We start from the raw sequence: 24743 nt of genomic DNA on the forward strand, positions 1-24743 counted from the left end.
AATGATACAGAATTTTAAATTGTAAAACAGCAATGTATAAAGAATTTGGACTTTGGAAAGAATATGGGGAAAAGTACCAGAATTTCCCATCTGTAAACCTCTATATTAATGAAGAAGTGAATGCATTATATGATAAGGATAAGTTAATCAATTATCTTAATTCAGGAGGAATTGCTGCAGCAACCAGCGCTCTGAATTTTCCACACATATTTACAAAAGAAATAAGATCAGGATCTTTTTTGATATTGACGGACGGAATTTGGTCCTGGCCTAATGATTTACCGGAATATATATTAAATTACAATGTCATCGTTCCCAACGACTGGTATGATTACATTATAAAAAACAAATATCAAATATCACAAGAGATAAAAGACCTGCATAAAAATGTCGATTGGAGTAGCTAACTAATAAAAAGCCATCAGAAAAAATTCCTGATGGCTTTTACAATTTGATATGAAGAAACTAGTTACTTATTGTAATCCTGCTAAAAGGTTTACTCCGTCTACTGTAGCCCAGGCTCCAGGAGTTAGAGAAACTTTGGTAACAGTAGTAGCATTGGTGAAAGTTTTAGCACCGTTTGGAGAGAATGCATAACCCCAAACTCCTGCATTGTCAGAGTTTAAGTAGGTAAGAGGAGCTACAACCACTTTTCCGGTATTTACCTGGCTTGTTTCTGTAGCTGCATCCTGGATCAGAACGCTATAAGCTTTCTGAGTTCCGATATTTTTATAACCGCTGATATAAACATTTGTGAAAATTCCTGTTCCGTGCTTTTTGAACTGGATCGCAGAAATTTCCGGAGAGTTGGCAGATTCAGGGTTAGTATTTGTATCTCTGATTAAAGTGATATTAGATACTTTTGGTGCTACGTTATCAGCATTTCCAGAAGCTTCGATTTCCATTCCGAAGTTCCCTGTTCCTGTCTGGAAAGCGTACCAGTTGGTATTGTTCTGTCCGCTCCATGCATCCTGCCAGTCGAAAGAGTCATCGAAGTTACCGTAAGAAACGATGTTTTTAGCACTTACAGTTCCACCGAAGAATTCGTATCCGTCGTCAGTTCCTTTATAAGTTACAAGGTTCTCTAAAGTAGTTCCAGCTCCTACAGCGTAGAATGTCATAGAGTTGGTTTCAGAAGTACCGTCACCGATCTTTTTACCAGCGTATTCTACTCTTACAAACTTCATAGTTCCTGAGTTTGAATTGGCATCAGTTCCACCGTAGTAAACGTTATTTCCGTCTTCAGAAAGAGCTTGTGTATTTCCGTTCACTGCTTTGATAGGAGCGCTTCCGTAGATGGTAATTCCACCCCAGTCTCCAGGAGTTTTGGTAGAAGTTGTGAATACAATCGGCTCAGCAGCTGTACCTACAGCGTTGATCTTTCCGTCCTGAAGAATCACTAAACCACTTGTTTTAGAAGTGACTACATTGAAAGTAGCTCCTGCTTCGATAGTGATGGTAGCGTTATTTGTAATTTTTACGATTCCGTCTAATGTATAACTTCCTTTTTTGATAAGGATATCTTTTGAAATAGTCCCTGATAATGTTCCGCTTCCGCTTAATACACTTTCAGTAGTTCCAGGAGTAGTAACTGTAGTACCGTCTCCTAAGCCATCATTTACCTCGATAGTACATGAATTTAAGGCTAATGTTAACACGGCTGTTAACGATAATAATGATAAAACTCTTCTTTTCATTTTTATACTTTATTTTTATTTTTTATTAATTTATTTTAAAATGTGTAGCCAACAGTAAAGTTGAATGTGATACCTCTGTAGTAGTTGACCAATGTATTATTTCCTTCCTCTATATTAAGCGGGAGATAATTTTTGTCACCCAATAAGATTTTATATTTGCTGTCTAAGATATTCTGTACTCCAAATTTTACATTCCAGTTTTTGGATAGCTGCCCTTGGTATACAAAATCGATCTGGCTAAATGGCTTTTCGTAGTAGTTATCTGTACCTGCACCTCCAGTTGCATATATTTTGCTTCCTGATACGTTATACACAAGAGAGAAAGTATGGGCTAAGTTGTTACGGTTTTTAAGTTCGTACTTTAAATCAGCGTTGATAGTATAAGGAGCTGCTCCCTGTAAACCTCTTTTGCGTAGTTTTTCCCCCGTAGTCTGGAACCATTTTGGTTCTTCCATTTTCAGCTGATCTGCACTTCTTTCAACATCAGAATGCATGATGGTTGCATTGGCACCTAAGGTAAAGTTGTGAAGAGATTCGGAAATTCTGCTTAAACTTAAAATCCCTTCCAATTCTATTCCGAATAAATCTGCTTTTTTAGCATTAAAGAAGGTGATTGTAGAACCTGTTGCATCTCCTGAAGCTACCAATGAACGCTCGATTGCATTGTTAATTCTTTTTGCGAATAGATTTACAGCAAACATTTCCTTGTTAGTAGGGAAGTATTCCCATTTCAAATCAAAGTTATAGTTTTCACTGTTCTGAATATTTTGATTTCCGACAATATTTACGTTATCCGGACTCACATATTTGATAGGCATTGTCTCAATCAGAATTGGACGTGTAACAGTCTTACTGAATGAAAATCTTAAATTCTGTTTAGTATCAAGTGCCTTTTTAATGGATAATGAAGGCAAAAAGAAATCTTTGTTTTTTTCAAGATTATTCTTTTTCTCAGCACCTTGATCAGAGTAACGAATAAGGGTCATATCGTTTTCGTATCTCGCACCTAGCAAAATATCCCAGGAATCATTTGGTTTAAAGTTAATGTTAGCATATCCACCATTGATTATTTGATAAAAGCTTGAATAGAATTGTGAGATATCAGAGCCTTCCTGATAATATAAGTTTCCGTTCTTTAATGAGGCATTAAAAGTATCCTGAGGAGTATCCACATTGGTTACAAAGACAGGATTTGAGAAACCTGCTGCCGGACGCCCAAAAATAAATCTATAAGAAGTTTTTCTAAAATCTGAGAAACCATTATAACCCACAGCAATCTGAATAGGATAATCCTTTCTGTCTCCTTTTTCACCAAGAGATAGCTGATATTCTGCGAAAGCTGAACCGTAAAACCTTGAATCAACATCTAAATACTGACGGATAAGGTTGTTTCCTCCGTAACGCATTTGAACATATCCATCTGAAAGAATACCGCCTGTGTTTGGATCAGCTCGGTTACCATCTATGATTTTTCTATCTGGCTGGCTGTAGTTGTTGAGTACATAACTCGCTCCAGCTTTAACCTGATTTCTCGCGTTAATTTTTTGTGAAGCTGTTAATTGTAGATCTAAAAATCTTGAAATATCTAATTGGTTAGTTCTAAAAAATCCAGTTTCTTTATTGAAAACCTGTCCATCTTTATAGCCATAATTATCTTCAATAATGTTGTTTGCATTTTGTAGATAAATAGCATTTAAATTAACATTGGTTCCTTTGTTTTTATACCCTAAACCTAATAATATGGAAGACTCAGTCTCGTAATTATATTGCTTACGGTTAAGGAAGTTCATATTGTCAATGAAATTTTCGCCCTGAGCTCTAAACTGATTGTTAGCACCGTCTTTATATTCAAATTTACTCGACTGGTTTAAAGAGAATAGAATTCCTAAATTCCCGGTTTCTCCCATTTTTACTTTCTGAGCAGTAGTAAATCCAATACTTGTATTAGGCATCGATTTTACATTGTTCACATTCCAGGAGTCTTTGAATGAATTTAGTGACTGGTCCGGAGTAAATTTATAATTATCAGGTCTTGAGTTTCTGATCTCATCAGGAAGCTTTCGGTCTTTAGAGTTTAATCCTAGATATCCCTCCATTCCGTCTGCACCTTCAGCTATTTTGAAATTGTTTCTGAATGTGCTCAAAGTATTCACTCCCACACTGAATTCCACCTTTGTAAAAGGCTTATCAATCGTAAGTGTTTCGATATCAAAAGTAGCGCCTGCAAAATCTCCGTAAAGGTTGGAGTTGAAGGTTTTATAAATATTTAATTTTCCTACCACATCCGTTGGAAACTGCTTTAGCGCAATGATCTTTTGGAATGGGTTGTTGGAAGGAGATCCAAGACCGTTGATCAATAAATAATTGTATCGTTCTTCAAGACCTCTTACGAAAAGTCCTCTTCCTTCTACCGTAGTGATTCCCGTTACTTTCGTAAGTCCCTGTTCTACGTTAGAGATTCCTTTTCTGGATATCTCTTCAGCACTTACAGCCTGTTTTTGAATAACCGCTTTTTTTTGTTCTCCTAATACCGCAGTTTCAGTTTTCTTGTTACTGCTTCCCTGGATTACTACGCCATCAATTTTTTTCTCCTTTATAATCGTGTCCTGCTTCGTTTCCTGAGCGTAAAACATTGATCCGGATAAAAATACGACTGCAATGCTAAGTTTATTAATTTTCATTATTTTACTTACTTTATTTACTAGATTCTTTCGGTGCAAAGGAATAAAAGATTAATGGGGTAAATGGTTTAGGGTGTTTTAATTTTTTTTTAACTAAACATTAATAAAAGGGGATTATTGTTAACTTTATGTGAACGATAATAGATTTGTTCATCTGTGCTTTAAAATTTATTAACTTTGACTCTGTAAAAATTTAAAATGAACCAAAAGAAAATACTCTTAATAGACGACGAACTGGATATTTTAGAGATTCTGTCTTACAACTTAGAAAAAGAAGGCTACGATATCTATACAGCCACAAACGGTAACGAAGGTATAGACAAAGCCAAAGAAATCATCCCGGACCTTATCCTATTAGATGTTATGATGCCCGAAAAAGACGGTATCGAAACATGTCAGGAACTCCGCAAAGTAAAAGAACTTCAGAAAACACTCATCGTTTTCCTTTCCGCTAGAAGCGAAGAGTTCTCTCAGCTTGCAGGATTCCAGGCCGGAGCCAATGATTATATTGTAAAACTGATCAAACCGAAAATTCTGATCTCTAAAGTAAATGCTTTACTGCAGTTGACTTCTCAGGTGTCTGATAATGCAAAACTGATCGAAATCGGTGATCTGATTATCGACAAAGACAATTTCAGAGTTTCCAAAAGCGGACAGCAGTTCCTTCTTCCTAAAAAAGAATTCGACTTGTTGTATCTTCTGGCTTCAAACACTGAAAAAGTATTTAAGAGAGAAGAAATTCTTGAAAAAGTATGGGGAAATGACGTGATCGTAGGAGAAAGAACCATTGACGTCCACATCAGAAGATTAAGAGAAAAACTGGGAATTAATACCATCCAGACATTAAAGGGAATCGGTTATAAACTTATCGTTTAATAACTTAAATTCCTACCTTTACATAACCTATAAAAACAACTTGTAAAATTGAAATTTTACAGACTTACACTCGTCGCCTCGTGTCTTCTGACACTGGTGATGTTTCTTTTAGTGATCATCTTTGATTCGCTGAAGGATATCTATTACCGGACGCCTTTCTTTAAAATAGGCCTTTTTATCTGTCTGGTCCTCATTTTTATCATCAATTACGTCGTTCTGGAGCTTCTCTTCAACTACTACGGAAAAAAGCAGGTTCGTGGACTTTCACAGATGCTTCCGCAGGAAATTGTTCATGACAATAACGAAAACATTACCATTAAAGAACTGGGCGAAAGATTTTCGGATCTGAACCAGCAGCAGGTAACGGAGATCGATATGATGAAAGAAATGGAAAGCTACCGTAAAGAATACATCGGAAACGTTTCCCATGAGCTTAAAACTCCTTTGTTTTCCATTCAGGGATACGTAGAAACCCTTAGAGACGGCGGGGTAGATAATCTTACCATTCGTGATAAATATCTGGAAAGAATCGATAAATCAGTGGAAAGACTGATCGCTATTGTGACCGATCTGGATATGATCAACCGTCTTGAAGCTGGCGAGATCAGCATTACCAATTCAAAATTTGATGTCAATCTTTTAATCAAGGAAATTTTTGAACTTCTCGAGTTTGAAGCGGAAAAACACAATACGACGCTGCAGATCCAGACCCTTCATCCGCAAATCTTTGTAGATGCCGACAAACAGAAGATTTCACAGGTTTTCATCAATTTAATTTCCAACGCCATTCATTATGCCAACAGGCAGGAAGCTAAAGTCGTAGTCAAAACCAGCGTTCTTAAAAATAAAGTACTGATTGAAGTGATCGACAACGGAATGGGAATTAAGGCCGAAATTCTTCCAAGGATTTTCGAAAGATTCTACCGCGTGGAAACCAGCAGAAGCAGAAGGGAAGGGGGTTCCGGACTAGGACTCGCTATTGTAAAGCACATCCTGGAGGCGCATAATGAAAATATAACCGTAGAAAGTGTTTATCTTGAAGGAACTAAATTCAGTTTTATGATTGAAAAAAGTAAATAATTCTGGTAAAATGTAAGAAAAAAAAATATTTTAAAAAATCCTGAAATATTTTTTTGTCACCTGTCATTTATTATATATTTGCAACAGAGATTTATCATAATAATTAAGGCAAAAAAGTAATTTAAGAAACTGATATGGTTTACAAGATCCGCGTAATATTAGATGCGAAAGAGGATATTTTCCGTGATATTGAAGTAAAAGGAAAACAATCACTATGGAACTTACATTTGGGAATTAAAAGTGCGTTCAGTCTGCAGGGAGACGAACTTTCTACTTTTAATATGTTGGAAGATGACGGAACAATTGTTAAAAGTGTTCCCCTGGAAGATATGAGTGACGATGGTGATGGCGAAATTATGTCAGATGTGTACATTGATGAAGCTTTTGAAAGTGTGGGCGACAAAGCTCAGTTTCAGTACGGGCTTCTTGACCTTTGGGAATTCTTCTGCGAGCTTGTAGAAGTAATCGACGAGACAAAAGGAGTAATTTACCCAATCACAGTATACAGATTCGGAAACGTTCCGTTAAAAGCACCAAGCAAAAGCGGTTCCGGAGGATCCAAAAAGAGATCAGCCATGCCTTTGATGGATGATGATTTCAGCTTCGAAGATGACTTTGGTGGAAGCACTAATTTTGAAGATGAAGATGACGACAACTTCGATGACGAGGAAGAAGAAAACTACAACGATGATGTTTTCGAAGATGAAGAAGACAACGACGATGAAAGATAACATCTGAATACAATATAAGGCCCTGGATTTTTGTCCGGGGCTTTTTTGTGTCAATGGTGAAGGCTGCATACTTATTAATCACGATTTACTTTTTACATCTGGTGTTTTCTTTGAAATTTTATGTCAATGGTGAACTTTGCTTCGCAAGTCAGTAATCAATTATGACCGTTAGTACAATTCACTATTGACCATTCACCATTCACCAAAGTTTGATGTTAAAAGTGAATTTTGCTTCGCAAGTCAATAGTGCATTTTAAGACACTATATTGACCACTGAGTATTCACTTGCGAAGCAAAATTGACGATTGACCATTCACGTTTTATACCCTGAAGGTTGACATTGATAGTAAAATTTTAAAATTATTGACCATTGACGATTCACTTGCGAAGCAAAATTCACCACTCCACATTGCCTTGCGAAGCAAAATTGACAATTAACCATTCACAATTCACCTTTAAAAACTTCATTTTTCCTTACTTTTGTTAAAAATAGATGAATGAAGAAATTAATTCTACTAGCAGTAATTGGTCTGGGAATTGTTTCCTGTACCACTCAAAATACAACACACACTATGGATTCTCCGAAAGAATGGAAGCACACCACCAACATATATGAAGTAAATATCAGACAATATACACCCGAAGGAACGTTCAGGGCATTTGAAAAGGAAATGCCACGCCTGAAAAAAATGGGGGTCAGAACACTTTGGTTCATGCCGATAACTCCCATTGCACAACAGAACAAAAAAGGAAGTCTCGGAAGCCCTTACGCTGCCTCTGATTATACTTCCATTAACCCGGAGTTCGGGACCATGAATGATTTTAAACATATGGTAAATGAAGCCCACAGACTTGGATTCAAAGTGATCATAGACTGGGTGGCCAACCATACAGGCTGGGACCATATCTGGACAAAAACACATCCTGAATTCTACCTGAAAGATGCCGACGGAAAATTCCACATTGCTTCAGGAATGGATGATATCATTGAGCTGGATTACAAAAATCAGGAGATGAGGCTCGCGATGATTGATGCGATGAAGTTCTGGGTAAAAGAAACAGGAATTGATGGTTTCAGATGCGACCTTGCTTCATGGGTAGAAGTAGATTTCTGGCAGCAGGCCCGTCCGGAAGTGGAAACAATTAAACCGCTTTTCTGGCTGGGTGAATTTGATGAACTGGAAAGCCCTGAATATGGAAAAGTATTTGATGCCAGCTATTCATGGAAATGGATGCATAAATCGGCCGATTATTACAAGAAAAATGAGCCGCTTCAGGAGCTTAAAGACCTGTTGCAGCAATATTCCAATATCGGGGATGCTTCCATGAGAGCCTGGTTTACGTCCAATCACGACGAGAATTCCTGGAACGGAACAGAATATGAAAAATACGGAGTAATCACCAAACCAATGGCGATATTCTCAGCAACATGGAACGGTGTTCCCCTGTTATATTCAGGACAGGAACTTCCCAATATGAAAAGACTCGAATTCTTTGAAAAAGACGCCATCAAATGGACCAATACACACCAGATGGCTGAATTTTACAGAACTCTGCTGGAGCTGAAATCTTCCAATCCTGCCTTAAGAGGCGGAGATACAAATGTGTCAACCTATCTGCTGAACACAACAGCCAACGATAAAATCCTTGCTTATGTAAGAAAAAACGGGAATGATGAAGTGCTGGTTGTCCTGAATATGTCTAAAGAACCCGTAAACTTTAGCATCGAAGATCAAAACCTTTCAGGAATGTTCCGTAATATTTTTGACAGAACAAAAAGAGATTTTGACGCTGGAAAAGATTTCGTTTTCAAAGTTTCAGATTACGCAGTTTTTGAAAAATAAATAGCTTATTTTGAATAGTATATTCAATAGGGGCGGGCTTTAGCCCGCTTATTTTATGCATATTTGCAGACGGCTTTAGCCAAAATGTATATTTTTGCGAGCCATCATCCTATTGCGAGATGAATTAAGACCTTTCCACCAGAAAACTTTCACGACATGAACAAACAGGAATTATTAAACATCATAAAAACAAAACTCGGCGGCAAAATTCAAAACTTTGAAGACCTCATTGCAGAAACCCGCGCTTCAAGCAACGATACCAAAAGTTCCATGGGGGATAAATACGAAACAGGCCGCGAAATGCTCCAGCAGGAAATCAATAATCTTCAGCGACAGCTTAACGAATCTCTGAACCAGCTGGCGGTTATCCAAAAAATATCAACCGAACCTTGCGATAAAGTACAGAACGGATCTCTGGTGAAAACAGATAAAGGCCTTTTTTATGTCACCGTATCCGTGGGAGAAATTATCTCCGAAAATCAGAAGATCATGACCGTTTCTGCTGAATCTCCATTGGCAAAAGCGATGTCCGGGAAAAAAGAAGGAGATACATTTGCTGTTAATAATATCTCTCAAACTATTATGCAGATTTGGTAAGCTGGTCTATTCTTTCAGGTTTAAATCCTATATGAATCATCAATGCCGGATAATTTTTACAAATCATCTTCGATTTTAGAAGTTTGTCTATGTGATCGTTATAAGCTGATGAAAAAAATCACATTTTATAGTAATTTTAATGTTTAAAATATTTAATTAATTTAAATAGTTGTGATATTTTATTTATAACATTGCCTTAAATAGGTTAATTTATTATGTTAAATATTTGATTTTAATTATTGTCATATGTTTAATAATTTAACCATAATTGTAATTATTTTACTATAAATTTACGTTTATATTGTTTTTATGTGAATTTTATTATTAAATTTGGTAACACACCAATAATAATATAACAATTTACTTATGAAAAACAAATCAATTCTTGCGATTTTAATTCCCCTTTTAGTAAGCGGAGTTTCTCTACAGGCCCAAAAATATGTTGGGCAAAGAATCAACAGTGAAGATGGCAGATCATCACTTATTATTTTTAATCCGGGAAGCGCTGCGAAAGATGTAGCGTTATCTGACAGTGGAAAATTGTTTTCCGAGGTTTTAAATCTTCCTGCAGGATCTAAAATGGTAAAGGTTAGCTCTGCAAAACTCTTCAGTGATTTTTCTGATGAGAAATACCAGCTTTATCACGATGGGATTAAAGTTGAATATGCCAATTATATGCTGCACTATATAAAAGGCAACCTGGTAAGCATGAATGGCGAAGTATATGATACCAACGATCTGAATACCCAGCCGGATGTCCTGGAATCTGCTGCACTTAAAACTGCCATGAAATATATAGGTGCTAAAGTTTTAATGACAAACACAGAATACGGGAGAGAGATTAATTATCAGCCTAAAGGAGAACTTGTATTATTACCGGTTGAAGCTTCCAATGGTAAATACAGACTTTTACTGTCTTACAAGTTTGACATCTTTTCAGCCGAACCTTTTCTGAGATCTCACGTGTATGTGGATGCCAAATCAGGAGCCGTATTGCTTAACGACCAGATTATGAAGCATGCGGGAGAACATTCTCACGGAAAAGGAATGACTGGTATTTCTCCTGTAGGGCCGGAAAACCAATCAAAACAGGATTTTGCATCAATTTTTGTTGCCGGAAGCGCACAGACAAAATACAGTGGAACAAAATCAATTGAAACCACCCTTGTAAGTGGAAAGTATGCATTAAAAGATAACACAAGAGGAGGTGGAGTCAATACTTACAACAACAATAATGCAAACTATACCTCGCTTACAAAAAATAATATTACGGATACGGATAACAACTGGACAACAGCAGAACATTCTTCCACAGGGAATGATGTAGCACTGGATGTTCATTGGGGAGTAGAGAAAACATATGATTATTTCAAAGATACATTCAACAGAAACAGTTATGACAATCAGGGGGCTGTTCTTGATAGTTATGTCCATGTAAGAAACTCATGGGAAAATGCAGCCTGGATTGGCAGTGCCATGGTGTATGGTGACGGGGCGAGCACATTTAAACCTCTTGGAGCATTTGATGTAACCGCCCACGAATTAGGACATGCCGTATGTCAGGAAACAGCAAATCTGGCATATCAAAGAGAATCAGGAGCGTTGAATGAAGGGCTTTCCGATATCTGGGGAGCTGTGGTTGAAAACGCTTACGCACCCGAGAAACAGAACTTTTTAATTGGTGAGGATATTACTAAAATTGCTCCTAATTATTTACGATCTATGAGCAATCCCAATTCAGGAATTTCCAAACAACCGGATACCTATAAAGGAACCTATTGGAAAGATGCCACTAATTCCTGTATTCCGAATCCTGACACCAACGATAACTGCGGGGTTCACTACAATAGCGGCGTGCTGAATTACTGGTTCTATCTTCTGGTAATGGGAGGTTCCGGAACCAATGATATCGGAAACAGCTTCAATGTTACGGGAGTCGGATTTGAAAAAGCAGCAAAAATAGTCTACAGATTAGAAACGTCTTATCTTACAGGGAATTCCAATTATACCAATGCTATGAACTATGGAATTCAATCTGCAAAAGATCTTTACGGTGCAGATTCAGCAGAGCATAAGGCTACTCAGAATGCATTTTATGCGGTAGGATTAGGAACAGCTTATTCCGGCGGAACGACAACAGATACTCAGGCACCTACAGCGCCTCAATTGGTGGCTTCAGGGACCACACAAACCTCCACCACACTTTCATGGAGCGGATCTACGGATAATGTTGCGGTGACAGGTTATGATGTGTACAGAGGAACAAGTCTTCTGGGATCTACAGCTTCTGCAACGTATTCTGTAACAGGATTGACGCCGGCCACTACTTATAGTTTCACCGTTAAAGCAAAAGACGCAGCAGGGAATATTTCAGCAGCAAGTAATGCAGTGAGCGTTACCACACAAGCTGGTGGAGGTACCGTTACCTATTGCTCATCTTCGGGTAATTCCACGGCTGATGAACGTATCAGCAATGTGAAATTTGCGGATATCAATCAATCATCAACAGGTACGGCAGGATACGAAAACTTTACTTCTGTTATTGGAAATGTGACGAAAGGAACTTCTTATACCGTTTCCGTTACACCATCATGGACTTCTACAAAATACAGTGAAGGATATGCAGTTTATATTGATTATAACGGTGATGGAGACTTTACAGACAGCGGAGAATTAGCATGGTCTAAAACAGCAAGCACAACATCTCCGGTGTCCGGAAGTATAACCATTCCAGCGACTGCTCTTACTGGAAATACAAGAATGAGAGTGATCATGAGATACAATGCAGTGCCTTCTTCATCATGTGGAGCATTTAACTACGGACAAGTGGAAGATTATACGTTAAAAATAACTTCTACAGGAGCTGTCTCTTCATTGATTGCTGAATCTTCTCGTGATAATACGGCTATCAGTGTTTATCCGAATCCGGTAAAAGATGTGATTAAGATTAAATCTCAATCCGGTTCAGAATTCAGATATCAGCTTGTGGATGCCCGTGGAAGCGTAGTGCAGTCTGGCGAAACCAAATCCCAGTCTATCAACGTGGAAGCATTGCTTCAGGGAGTTTATGTTCTTTCACTGGATAACGGGAAAGAGAAAATGACTCAGAAAATTATTAAAAATTAATCATTGATTTTTAACGGATCCTTCGGGATTTAACCAATACATCATACCATTAAACAGTTGTGAAAATAATTTTCACAGCTGTTTTTTTTATGATCTGTGATAACTTTAACAATCTTTGATCAGTTGGCTGTTGTCAGAAAAATATCAACTGAAACTTCTGATAAAGCTCAGAATGGTTCCCTGGCAAAAGCTATGCAGAAAGATTTGTTATAAAATAGTATTCACCACAATATTATAAGATCTGGTAGAAGGATTAAAAAAAATGACATTTCATAATGCTTTTATAAGGTATTGAAAATAAGGTGAAATAGGTCGGCTGTACAATTACAGGGATAGACAGGCTGATTTTTGGGTATTTAAATCATATAAATTTTAATGGAAAAAAGAAAATAGTACTTAATTGGGAATAAGGTGTTGCGTAAAATTTATTTTTTTACAGATAAATTATAGAATATATTTCCTCTGTTTACATATTTTTCACGGTTTAATGTATTTAATGAATTGAAGGAGTTGCCTTGTTTGTTTTTTTAATATGTGTTTTAATTGATTAATTATTTTGTTTAATCAGGATATTTTATAATTTTTTTTAGTTTGATGGTTTGGCGTTGGAGATATTGATTATTCAATATGTAGGGATTTTTATTGTTTGCGTATTTTGTTTGTCGTTACATTACAGAACCTTAAACAAACCAATACATATTTATGAAAAACAAATTGATTCCTTCTTTTTTAATTCCTCTTTTGATAAGTGGAATTTCAGTACAGGCCCAAAAATATGTTGGGCAGCGTGTCAATAGTGATGATGGCAGATCATCATTTATTACTTTTAACTCCGGAACAACTGCTAGAAACCTGGCTTTATCAGATAGCGGAAAATTCTTCTCTGAAGTTTTAAATTTACCCGCCGGATCTAAAATGGTAAAAGTTAGCTCTGCAAAACTCTTCAATGATTTTTCTGATGAAAAATATCAGCTTTATCACGATGGGATTAAAGTTGAATTTGCCAATTATATGCTGCACTATATAAAAGGCAACCTGGTAAGCATGAATGGCGAATTATATGATACCAACGATCTGAACACCCAGCCCGATGTTCCGGAATCTGCTGCACTTAAAACTGCCATGAAATATATAGGTGCTAAAGTTTTAATGACAACCACAGAATACGGGAGAGAGATTAATTATCAGCCTAATGGAGAACTTGTACTATTACCGGTTGAAGCTTCCAATAAAAAGTATCGGCTTTTATTAGCCTATAAGTTTGACATTTTTTCAGCCGAACCTTTTTTAAGATCTAATGTGTATGTAGATGCCAAATCAGGAGCAGTATTGCTTAACGACCAGATTATGAAGCATGCAGGAGAACATGCTCACGGAAAAGGAATGACTGGTATTTCTCCTGTAGGGCCGGAAAACCAATCAAAACAGGATTTTGCATCAATTTTTGTTTCCGGGAACGCCCAGACAAAATACAGCGGAACAAAATCAATTGAGACCACCCTTGTAAGTGGAAAGTATGCATTAAAAGACAATACAAGAGGAGGTGGAATCAATACCTACAACAACAATAATGCGAACTATACCAGTCTTACAAAAAATAATATTACGGATACGGATAACAACTGGACAACAGCAGAACATTCTTCCACAGGGAATGATGTAGCACTGGATGTTCATTGGGGAGTAGAGAAAACATACGATTATTTCAAAGATACATTCAACAGAAACAGTTATGATAATCAGGGGGCTGTTCTTGACAATTATGTTCATGTAAAATACTCATGGGAAAATGCAGCCTGGAATGGCAGTGCCATGGTGTATGGTGACGGGGCGAGCACATTTAAGCCTCTTGGAGCATTTGATGTTACAGCACACGAACTGGGACATGCAATATGCCAGGGGTCAGCAGCTCTTACCTACCAAAAAGAATCAGGAGCTATAAATGAAGGACTTTCCGATATTTGGGGCGCAATAGTTGAAAATAAATATGCCCCGGAAAAACAAAATTTTTTAATTGGTGAGGATATTACAAAAGTATCACCAAACTATCTAAGGTCTATGAGTAATCCTAACTTAGGCTTGTCCAATCAACCGGATACTTATAATGGAACTTATTGGAAAGATGCAAGTAGTTCCTGCTTTCCAACAGATAATAACGATCAATGCGGTGTTCATATCAATAGCGGCGTGCTGAATTACTGGTTCTATCTTCTGGTAATGGGAGGTACCGGAACCAATGATATTGGAAACAGCTTCAATGTGACCGGAATCGGATTTGAAAAAGCAGCAAAAATAGTCTACAGATTAGAAACTTCTTATCTGACATCTAATTCTACCTATAGCAATACTTTAACCTACGGAATTCAATCCGTAAAAGATCTTTTCGGTGCAGATTCGGCAGAACATAAAGCTACTCAGAATGCATTTTATGCGGTAGGATTAGGAACGGCCTACTCAGGCGGAACTACAACAGATACCCAGGCACCTACAGCGCCTCAGTTGTCTGCATCTTCCACCACACAAAACTCTACATCATTGTCATGGAGCGGATCTACGGATAATGTTGCGGTGACAGGTTATGATGTGTACAGAGGTACAAGTCTTCTTGGATCTACGACTACTGCCACAACGTATTCCGTAACCGGACTTTCTCCGTCCACATCGTACAGCTTCACTGTGAAGGCAAAAGATGCAGCTGGAAATATTTCCGTAGTAAGCAATACCGTAAATGTAACGACCCAATCCGGAACGGCTGCAAGCTATTGTTCAGCTTCTTCCAATTCCACAGCAGACGAGCGCATCAGCAATGTTAAATTTGCAGATATTAATCAAGTATCAACAGGGACTACAGGATATGAAGATTTTACCTCGGTTGTTGGAAATGTGGTAAAAGGAAACTCCTATACTGTTGAAGTAACTCCGTTCTGGACATCTACAAAATTTGGCGAGGGATATGCAGTTTATATTGATTATAACGGTGACGGAGACTTTACAGACAGTGGAGAACTGGCATGGTCAAAAACAGCAAGTACAACATCTCCGGTGTCCGGAAGTATAACCATTCCAGCTACTGCTATTACAGGAAATACAAGAATGAGAGTGATTATGAAATACAATGCAGTGCCTTCGTCTTCATGTGGAACAATTAGCTACGGACAGGTGGAAGATTATACCTTAAAAATAACTTCTGTTGGTTCTATCTCTTCATTAATTGCTGAATCTTCTCGTGATAATACGGCTATCAGTGTTTATCCAAATCCGGTAAAAGATGTGATTAAGATTAAATCTCAATCCGGTTCAGAATTCAGATATCAGCTTGTGGATGCCCGTGGAAGCGTAGTGCAGTCTGGCGAAACCAAATCCCAGTCTATCAACGTGGAAGCATTGCTTCAGGGAGTTTATGTTCTTTCACTGGATAACGGGAAAGAGAAAATTACTCAGAAAATTATTAAAAATTAATCATTGATTTTTAACGGATCCTTCGGGATTTAACCAATACATCATACCATTAAACAGTTGTGGAAATAATTTTCACAGCTGTTTTTTTATGATCTATGATAACTCAAAATCGGTTAGTTTTTTCTAAATTTGAACCATCAAAACCCGCTTTCAAAAATGCAGAACTACCTAGACCTTTTACAGCATATTTTAGACAATGGAACAGATAAGACCGACAGAACAGGGACCGGAACCAGAAGTGTTTTCGGGTACCAGCTGAGGTATGATCTGTCAAAAGGTTTTCCTATGGTGACCACTAAAAAAGTACACCTGAAATCCATTATCTATGAACTGCTTTGGTTTTTGAAAGGCGATACCAATGTCAAATATCTGAATGACAACGGAGTAAGTATTTGGGATGAGTGGGCAGATGAAAACGGAGACTTAGGTCCTGTTTACGGTGCACAGTGGAGAAGCTGGCAGGGAGCGGATGGGAAAATCATAGATCAGATCACTGAGGTCATTGATCAGATTAAAAAAAATCCGGATTCCAGAAGACTGATTGTTTCTGCATGGAACGCTGCCGAAATTCCCAATATGGCGCTGGCACCCTGTCACGCTTTATTTCAGTTTTATGTAGCAGATGGAAAACTGTCGCTGCAGCTTTATCAGAGAAGTGCTGATGTCTTTTTAGGAGTACCTTTCAATATTGCGAGCTATGCATTATTACTGATGATGGTAGCGCAGGTATGTGACCTGGAAGTTGGAGATTATGTTCACAGCTTCGGGGATGTACATATTTACAACAATCATTTTGAGCAGGTAAATAAACAGCTTTCCAGAGATCCGAGACCACTTCCTGTAATGAAACTGAATCCGGAGATCAAAGATATTTTCGGTTTTACATTTGAAGATTTTACCCTTGAAAACTATGATCCGCATCCGGGAATTAAAGCGCCTGTAGCGGTATAATGAAAGTCTCGGGAATTTTCGCTGTTATTCTTACCATTACGCTCTTCAGCTGTCATCAAAAAGAAGAGAAAAAACCGGTCATTACAGATCTGTTGACCGAGGATTTCGATTATACAAAAGATGCTGTCTTCGATTCTTTAAATGTGCCACAACATTTAAGAAAAATGGTCAAAAATATTTCTGCAATAAATGTTTATGATACAGGAGTTGAAGGAAAGGGCCCGCCGATTTATAATAATTTTGAAAACTTCAAAAAATTATCAGCATTAGCATCAGAACAGGAATTGCTATCGCTTACTGACAATAAAAATAATGCAGTAGCGGTGTATGCAGCCATTGGACTTTTGGACAAAAATAAGCAATATACGGTTCCTGCTTTTCAGAAAATGCTCAACAGAAAAGGAACGATGCCTATTCAAAATGGGTGTATTCTCAGTCATGACCACCCGGCGGAACCGGTTTACTGGACACAATATTACAAACTGAAACCTGAAGAACTCCATTCAGATCAGGATTTGAAACAGCTCGACAGCATGATCCTTTTCATGCCGGAATCTTCAGAACTTATCCTTACAACAGTATTGAGAAACAGAACCTATTCCGACGGTCTGAAAAACCAAATCGCAAAACAGGCCTTTGAAAATCATAGGCAGCCGGCCTTGAAATACCTTAACTCATGGCACAAAAAGGAATACGCTGACCTTTTGCAGAAGGAATTGGCAAATCTGATCGAAAATGATTCTATTAATATAGGACATAAAAGAGATTATGTAGCCATGTTTCTTTCCTTTAATAATCCCGGAAATAAAAAAACGGTCCTGAATTATCTCAAAAAAGACAGCCTGTGGAAAGAGGATCATGAGATTATGTCCCGGCTGGAAAATAACGGGATTTTCTCTGAAGATTACGATTGATATTCCGAATCCTGTTGTAACAGAATCCTTAATTTTACTACTGATTGAAAAATTAATAATATGATTCTGAAAAAACTGTTTTTTGTAGCGACAGCAAGTATTTCGTGTATGGCATTTTCTCAAAGTGCAAACAAACAGAAACTAATGGATTACCTCGATTCACTTTCTGTTCACCACAAAGTAATGGGAAGTTTTGCGATTGCAGAGAACGGTCAGCCTACTTTTCTGAAGACAACCGGATTCTCCGATGCTGCAAAACAGCAGAAAACCAATATCAATACCCAATACCGCATAGGTTCCATTTCCAAAACATTCACCGCAGTCCTTGTGATGAAAGCTGTTGAAGAGAAAAAGCTATCTCTTGACACCAAACTTTCCACCTGGTATCCGGAAATAGAAAATGCAGATAAAATAACCCTCGAAAACCTTTTACAGCACAGAAGCGGAATTCATAATCTGACGGATGAACAGGATTACTGGAACTACAATACAAAGCCCCAGACAGAACAATCCCTGTTCTCTATCATCAAAAAATATAAGAGCGACTTTGCTCCGGGAACGAAATATGAATACAGCAATTCCAACTATATTCTGCTGACCTTTATACTGGAAAAAGTATATAAAAAGACCTATGCACAGCTGCTGAAAACCAAAATCACCAACCCTTTGAAGTTAACCCTGACAGAAGTGGGCGGAAAGATTGATCCTTCTAAAAACCAGGCGCTTTCCTATACCTATTCCAACGGGAGTTATCAGCCATGGCAGGAAACAGATATGAGCGTTCCGTTAGGTGCAGGAGATATCATTTCCACGCCTACTGAACTTTTGAAGTTTATCATTGCTCTGGAAAACGGAAAACTGATCAGTAAAGCCAGTCTTTCCGGGATGAAAAACTTTATCGACGGTTATGGCTACGGAATGGCAAAGGTCCCTTTTCAAACATATTCGGGTTATGGGCATAACGGTGGAATTGATCAGTTCCGCTCGGTATTGTATTATTTTCCTGAACTGAAAGTAGGAGTGAGCGCCATTACCAATCAATCAGATTACGATAATAATGATATTTCCATTAAAATGCTGGAAACATCTATTGGTAAAGATTTTAAAATGCCTAATTTTAGAGGAGTTTCTGTAGCCGCCGAAACTTTGAAAAAATATGAAGGACTTTACAAGACCGAAGGCTTTCCACTGGATATAAAAATCTTCCAGGAAGAAGGCAAACTGAAAGGACAGGCTACAGGCCAGGGCGCATTTCCACTGGAAGCGGTCTCTGAAACTGAATTTAAGTTTGAAATGGCAGGCATCAAAATGAAGTTCAATGCGGAAAAAGGAACCATGGACTTCTCGCAGGGTGCCAATAATTTTACCTTTAAGAAACAATAAAATGAAATATTTAAAAATCAATACAGAAGACAATGCAGATCTTGCGGCACTTCAAAATGCAGTTCTGCAGCTGAAAGGAGTAGCCTCGGTAGAGATCATTGATGATGAAAACCCGGAAAGTGAACTGAAAAAAGCTTTTGCTAAAACCAAAGAACAGTTGAAAACGGGCGACTACGAAACCCTGGTTAATGATATTTTTGATATAATAACAAAAAATAATTCTAAAAAATAATAAAGTAACAGATGAAAAAGGCGATTTTGTCCATTGCTATACTCGGAATTTTCTTTTCCGCAAACGTATCAGCACAGACCGAAACTTCAGGAAGAGAAAAGGCGTACAGAGCCACACATACCAAAGTAACGGAACTTAAACATACCAAGCTTAAAGTCAATTTCGATTATCAGAAAGAGCAGATGGGCGGAGAAGAATGGTTAACGGCCACTCCGTATTTCTATCCTACGAACGAACTGACGCTTGATGCGAAAGGAATGCTGATTCATGAAGTAGCTCTTGACAGCAACGGAAAAAAATCACCTCTGAAATATGAATATAAGGACGAGATTCTGAAGATCACTTTGGATAAAACCTATCAGAAGAACCAGGAATATACGGTATATATCAAGTATACGGCACGTCCGAATGAGGTGAAACAGAAAGGAAGCATGGCGATCAACGATGCCAAAGGTCTTTATTTCATCAATGCACAGGGACAGGATCCCGAGATGCCGACTCAGATCTGGACGCAGGGTGAGACAGAATCTTCTTCCGCATGGTTCCCAACCATCGATAAACCGAATCAGAAAACTACTCAGGAAATCTATATGACCGTTCCTGATAAATATGTCACCCTTTCCAATGGAATTCTGAAAGATTCACAGAAAGAAGGAAGTTTAAGAACCGACCATTGGGTCATGGATAAAAGACATTCTACCTATCTGTTCTTTATGGGAGTAGGTGAATATGCTATTGTGAAAGACAAATGGAAAAATATTCCGGTAGATTATTATATCGAAAAAGAATATGAACCTTACGCAAAACAGATCTACGGAAACACGCCGGAAATGATCGAGTTTTTCTCTAAAAAAATGGGGTATGATTATCCGTGGGCGAAATATGCACAGATCTCAGGAAGAGACTACGTGAGTGGTGCGATGGAGAATACAACGGCGACTCTTCACGGAAGTGATATTCTACAGAAACCGGGACAGCTGATTGATGAAAACAAATGGGAAGATACCATTGCTCATGAATTATTCCACCACTGGTTTGGAGATCTTGTGACGGCAGAAAGCTGGAGCAATCTTACCGTGAACGAATCTTTTGCCAACTATTCTGAATACCTGTGGAATGAATATAAATACGGAAAAGATCAGGCAGACTATCACCAGATGAGTGATGTGAATATGTACATTCACAATCCGGCTGATTTCAAGAAAAACCTCGTGAGATTCAACTATGATTCCCGTGAAGATGTTTTTGACCTGGTGACGTATCAGAAAGGTGGTGGTATCCTTCACATGCTGAGAAATTATTTAGGGGACGATGCGTTCTTTGCCGGAATGAATGATTATCTGAAAACCAATGAATACCAAAACGGAGAAGCTCATCAATTGAGACTTTCTTTTGAAAAAGTTTCAGGAAAAGATCTGAACTGGTTCTTCAATCAATGGTATTTCGGAAGCGGAAATCCAAAGTTGAATTATTCGTTTACTTTTGAGCCTGTGAAAAAGCAGGTAGCCGTAACCATTAACCAAACCCAGGATCAACCGTTTGAATTCCCTCTTGCCATCGATGTGTATGACAACGGAAAACCAAAAAGATATAATGTATGGGTTAATGCTGAAGCGAAAAACACATTCAATTTTGATGTGTCTAAAACTCCGGATCTGATCAATGTCAATGCAGACGGAATTTTAGTTTCAGAAATTACTGAGACTAAGACTCCGGAACAAAACCTGATGCAGTTTACCAATTCTAAGGAATTTAAGAGCAGATACAAAGCTTTAGCCGCTATAAAAGATCAGGTGGGTAAAAACCCGGCTGCTACGAAATTATTGGCAGCGGCGTTAAAAGATCCTTACTTCAGAACAAGAATCAAAGCACTTCAGTTGATGGATCTTTCAAATGCTGAACAGATGAAAGCCCTTGGCGCTGATGTAGAGAAACTGGCTTCCAATGATCCGAAAACACTGGTTCAGGCTGCTGCGATTACTGCTTTGGCTAAAACTAAAGATAAAAAATACCTTCCGATTTTTGAAAAAGGGGTGAATGCGGTATCCAATGCTGTAAAAGCAACGTCATTAAGTGCTGTTTTAACGATAGATCCGTCAAAAGCTAATGCACTGTCTGATAAGATTGATCTTGAAGGGGCTTCAGAAGAATTACTGGGACAACTTCTTCCGGTAATTGTGAAGAATAAAGTGACTTCTCAGATGTCCAATATCACGCCACTTGTAGCATTCTATCCTTTCATTAAGTTCCAGAACCCGGAACTGGGGAAATCTGCAGAAGAAGGATACAACTGGATCATGAGCTCGGATAATCTGAAAGCTACTGAAAATATTACAAAAATCATCAGCCATGCAAAAGGTGAAATGGGAGATAATCCTCAGGTTAAAATGATGATTTCCCAGATGCTGAAAGATGGTTTAAGCAAAAAAATGGAACTGCTGAGACAGAATCCTCAGAATGCAGCGAGCATCAACAAACAGATCGATGCGATTAATAAAGCCATTGAAGATTTTAAGTAAAAAGATCCTTAAAATTATTTAGAATATAAAACTGCTGTGAAAAACAGCAGTTTTTTTATGATTTTTATTTTTAAGAACGAAATTTGGGTAATAAATGGGAGGTATATTCAAACATCATTTTATAAATTCGTATAAAAATTTAGAATACAATGACTTTTGGAATTGAGGCTGCGGGCTATTATGTGCCGTCTTTGTACTTAGAGATCAAAGATCTGGCGGAGAAAAGGGGAATTGAACCCGCTAAACTGGAAAAAGGACTGGGATTGCATAAAATGGGTTTCCCGGATGTTCATGAAGATGCAGCTACATTTGCGGCAGAGGCTTTATTAAAACTGATCAGGGATCATGATCTCAATCCGAAAGATATAGCCAGGATTTATCTGGGAACCGAAAGCGCGCCGGATGCAGCGAAACCTACCGCTTCTTATGCGATGCAGATGGTAGAAAAAGTTCTGGAAAAGGAGTTTGGTGAAAGGAGTTTCAGGAACTGTGATGTCGTGGACATGACATTTGCCTGCATTGGAGCAGTAGATGCCCTGCATAATTCCCTTGATTTTGTAAGGGTAAATCCTGAGAAAAAAGCCGTAGTCATTGCCAGCGATTATGCTAAATATGAACTGGCTTCTTCCGGTGAATATACACAGGGTGGAGGAGCAGTAGCATTACTGGTTTCATCAAAACCTGATCTTCTGGAAATTGAAAACCACTGGGGCGTTGCTACAGAAAGTGTCTTTGATTTTTTCAAACCGAGAAGACCATACAGCAAGGAAGATTTAAATGCAGCACCGGATACTTTTCCGGATAAGATTGAAATTTTTACTGATGAGCCTGTTTTCGACGGACAGTATTCCAACCAGTGTTATCAGGACAGAATCAGAGAAGCTTATCAGAATTATAAAGAAATTACAGGAAGAGATAAACCGTATGAAGACTGGAGATATCTTATTTTCCATCTTCCATATGCCTTCCATGGAAAAAGAGTGTTTACAGAGATCTACAGTCTTGAAAACGGACTTTCTTATCAAACTCCCGAGGAGCAGAAAGCGGTTGCAAAATCTGAAAACTATCTGAATTTTATCAATGAAAAAATAGAAAGGTCTCAAAGAGCATCGTCAGAAATAGGGAATATGTATACAGCTTCTGTTTTTATGGCGCTGCTGTCTGCTATTCAGGTTTCTTATGATGAAGGTGAAGAACTGGCTGGTCAAGAAATTGGCTTCTTAGGCTATGGTAGCGGTTCAAAATCTAAAGTTTTCGCCGGAAAAATATCTGAAAACTGGAAAACAGCCGTTTCAAAATGGAATCTGTTCGAACATATAAAAAACAGAATAGCGATTGATTTTGAGACCTATGAAAAACTACATAGAAAACAGCTTGATCATTCTGTTAACAGTAACTACCACGGTTTTGGATTAGTATCAATAGAATCGGAAAATCCCGTTTTGATAGGAGCGAGGTATTACCATTATCAGGATTAAAAAATATCAGAAGGATTAATAACCTTTCTCATCCTTGGCAAGGTTTTAAACCTTGGCAAGGATATTTCTCAGGATCTTCCCTCATTCATCCTAACACTTCCTTACAATCCTATTTCTAAAAACCACTATTCTTCATCCAGGTTTTAAAAAGCTCCGGCCAGGCAGCCACAGAACTTCCTTTTTTACCTAAGCCCCAGCCATGACCACCGGTTGGAAAAAGATGCATTTCAGCTTTTACATTCACCTTCTTTAGAGCCGAATATAACAGCAAACTGTTATCAACAGAAGAGATAGGATCATCCATAGCTTGTGCTAAAAATGTAACAGGCATATTTGAATTGACCAGTTTTTCCACTGAAAATGCAGCTTCTTCCGCAACAGAAGGATTTTCTCCAAGAATACTTTTCCTTGAATGGGTTTTATTATTGGGAGGAAGCATGGAAACGACAGGGTAGATGAGTCCTGCAAAATCCGGTCTCGCTGATAAAGAATCTATTTTATCAACTGGTTTATAGAGCTTTTTATCCGGTTGAGCTGAGGTAAATCCTGCTAAATGACCTCCTGCAGAAAATCCAAGTATTCCTATTTTATCGGGATCAAACTTATACTTTTTTGCAAGACTTCGGATCATACGCATGGCCCGCTGAGCATCTTCAAAAGGAACATTGGTGCTTTTCCAGTTTTCTGAAGGCAGTCTGTAGATAAGCTCGAAAGCTGTTACCCCTTCAGATTGTAGCCAGTTAGCCGTTGGAGTACTTTCTTTACCCATTTCAATATGAGCATATCCACCTCCGCTAATCACTAAAATGGCTGTTCCGTTGGGATGGGTAGGTTGATGCACGATCAATCTTGGTTTTGAAATGTTGGTAACAGATCCTTTGGCTGTTATTATCTCTGTTCCTCGTGGTCCGGATCCATCAGGCATTTGGCTTGTCCACAGAGGAATTTGTTCTAAATCTTTTGAAATCTGAAACTTATTTTCCTGAAGCTGAGCTGTATATCTGCTTCCGGTTAATAACACAATGGTCAGGATAATAAAGGTTCTCATAGATGTATTTGCAAATAAATTTAAAACAATCTTCTGTTTGTACCAAGTCTGTGATTGTATTAAAAGATTTTTTTGTTGCAAAGTAACACGGCCACTGGCTTTTTGAATTGACTGTTATTTTATTCTT

The 24743-nt window shown here is 38.0% G+C and carries 17 protein-coding genes; 14 read left to right on the top strand and 3 right to left on the bottom strand.

The features are described 5' to 3' along the window. Window positions 1-32: 32 nt before the first annotated feature. Window positions 33-407 carry a hypothetical protein gene (locus BUA72_RS04560; RefSeq protein WP_072921966.1) on the top strand — a complete coding sequence of 125 codons (375 nt, stop codon included), beginning with the start codon at window positions 33-35 and terminating at the stop codon, window positions 405-407. Between the two features lie 66 nt (window positions 408-473). Here the strand turns inward: BUA72_RS04560 and BUA72_RS04565 are convergent, their stop codons facing one another. Further along, entirely contained in the window at window positions 474-1697 is a 1224-nt protein-coding gene (locus BUA72_RS04565) for a hypothetical protein (RefSeq protein WP_034728752.1), read from the bottom strand. A gap of 35 nt (window positions 1698-1732) precedes the next feature. Then, the gene (locus BUA72_RS04570; RefSeq protein WP_072921967.1) at window positions 1733-4378 is read right to left on the bottom strand and encodes a TonB-dependent receptor plug domain-containing protein; all 2646 of its coding nucleotides are present in this window, start codon (window positions 4376-4378) and stop codon (window positions 1733-1735) included. Between the two features lie 198 nt (window positions 4379-4576). Between BUA72_RS04570 and BUA72_RS04575 the strand changes: the two genes are divergently transcribed. The 13 genes from BUA72_RS04575 (at window position 4577) to BUA72_RS04635 (ending at window position 23568) form a co-directional block, all read left to right on the top strand. Further along, complete coding sequence (locus BUA72_RS04575; RefSeq protein ID WP_034728755.1) at window positions 4577-5254, top strand: response regulator; 678 nt, start codon at window positions 4577-4579, stop codon at window positions 5252-5254. A 48-nt stretch (window positions 5255-5302) separates the two neighbouring features. Next, on the top strand, window positions 5303-6334 hold the full coding sequence (locus BUA72_RS04580) for a sensor histidine kinase (RefSeq protein ID WP_047449366.1): 1032 nt from the start codon (window positions 5303-5305) through the stop codon (window positions 6332-6334). 134 nt (window positions 6335-6468) lie between these two features. Beyond that, the gene (locus tag BUA72_RS04585) at window positions 6469-7065 is read left to right on the top strand and encodes an IS1096 element passenger TnpR family protein (RefSeq protein ID WP_047449363.1); all 597 of its coding nucleotides are present in this window, start codon (window positions 6469-6471) and stop codon (window positions 7063-7065) included. A 497-nt stretch (window positions 7066-7562) separates the two neighbouring features. Then, a complete protein-coding gene (locus tag BUA72_RS04590; RefSeq protein ID WP_072921968.1) occupies window positions 7563-8909 on the top strand; it encodes an alpha-amylase family glycosyl hydrolase in 1347 nt (448 codons plus the stop codon). Window positions 8910-9065: 156 nt separating this feature from the next. Further along, window positions 9066-9506, top strand: coding sequence for a GreA/GreB family elongation factor (locus BUA72_RS04595; protein ID WP_072921969.1), 441 nt, complete (start codon window positions 9066-9068; stop codon window positions 9504-9506). 366 nt (window positions 9507-9872) lie between these two features. Next, window positions 9873-12632 (top strand): M4 family metallopeptidase, encoded by a 2760-nt coding sequence (locus tag BUA72_RS04600; protein ID WP_072921970.1) that lies wholly within the window; start codon window positions 9873-9875, stop codon window positions 12630-12632. Between the two features lie 702 nt (window positions 12633-13334). After that, window positions 13335-16091 carry a M4 family metallopeptidase gene (locus BUA72_RS04605; protein ID WP_072921971.1) on the top strand — a complete coding sequence of 919 codons (2757 nt, stop codon included), beginning with the start codon at window positions 13335-13337 and terminating at the stop codon, window positions 16089-16091. Between the two features lie 156 nt (window positions 16092-16247). Then, window positions 16248-17042: a thymidylate synthase gene (locus BUA72_RS04610; RefSeq protein WP_072921972.1), complete on the top strand. Its 795-nt coding sequence runs from the start codon at window positions 16248-16250 to the stop codon at window positions 17040-17042. Then, complete coding sequence (locus BUA72_RS04615) at window positions 17042-17956, top strand: hypothetical protein (protein ID WP_072921973.1); 915 nt, start codon at window positions 17042-17044, stop codon at window positions 17954-17956. Before BUA72_RS04610 ends, BUA72_RS04615 begins: the two co-directional genes overlap by 1 nt. A 60-nt stretch (window positions 17957-18016) precedes the next feature. Beyond that, entirely contained in the window at window positions 18017-19339 is a 1323-nt protein-coding gene (locus tag BUA72_RS04620) for a serine hydrolase domain-containing protein (RefSeq protein ID WP_072921974.1), read from the top strand. Between the two features lies 1 nt (window position 19340). Beyond that, window positions 19341-19571, top strand: coding sequence for a hypothetical protein (locus tag BUA72_RS04625; protein WP_034728770.1), 231 nt, complete (start codon window positions 19341-19343; stop codon window positions 19569-19571). Between the two features lie 11 nt (window positions 19572-19582). Beyond that, window positions 19583-22090: a M1 family metallopeptidase gene (locus BUA72_RS04630; protein WP_047449340.1), complete on the top strand. Its 2508-nt coding sequence runs from the start codon at window positions 19583-19585 to the stop codon at window positions 22088-22090. 149 nt (window positions 22091-22239) lie between these two features. Beyond that, on the top strand, window positions 22240-23568 hold the full coding sequence (locus BUA72_RS04635) for a hydroxymethylglutaryl-CoA synthase family protein (RefSeq protein ID WP_072921975.1): 1329 nt from the start codon (window positions 22240-22242) through the stop codon (window positions 23566-23568). A gap of 115 nt (window positions 23569-23683) precedes the next feature. Here BUA72_RS04635 and BUA72_RS04640 read toward each other — a convergent pair whose 3' ends face one another. Next, window positions 23684-24616, bottom strand: a complete 933-nt coding sequence (locus BUA72_RS04640; RefSeq protein WP_072921976.1) for an alpha/beta hydrolase — start codon at window positions 24614-24616, stop codon at window positions 23684-23686. Between the last annotated feature and the right edge of the window lie 127 nt (window positions 24617-24743).

The sequence above is a fragment of the Chryseobacterium sp. OV279 genome (assembly GCF_900128945.1).
GTDB lineage: Bacteria > Bacteroidota > Bacteroidia > Flavobacteriales > Weeksellaceae > Chryseobacterium.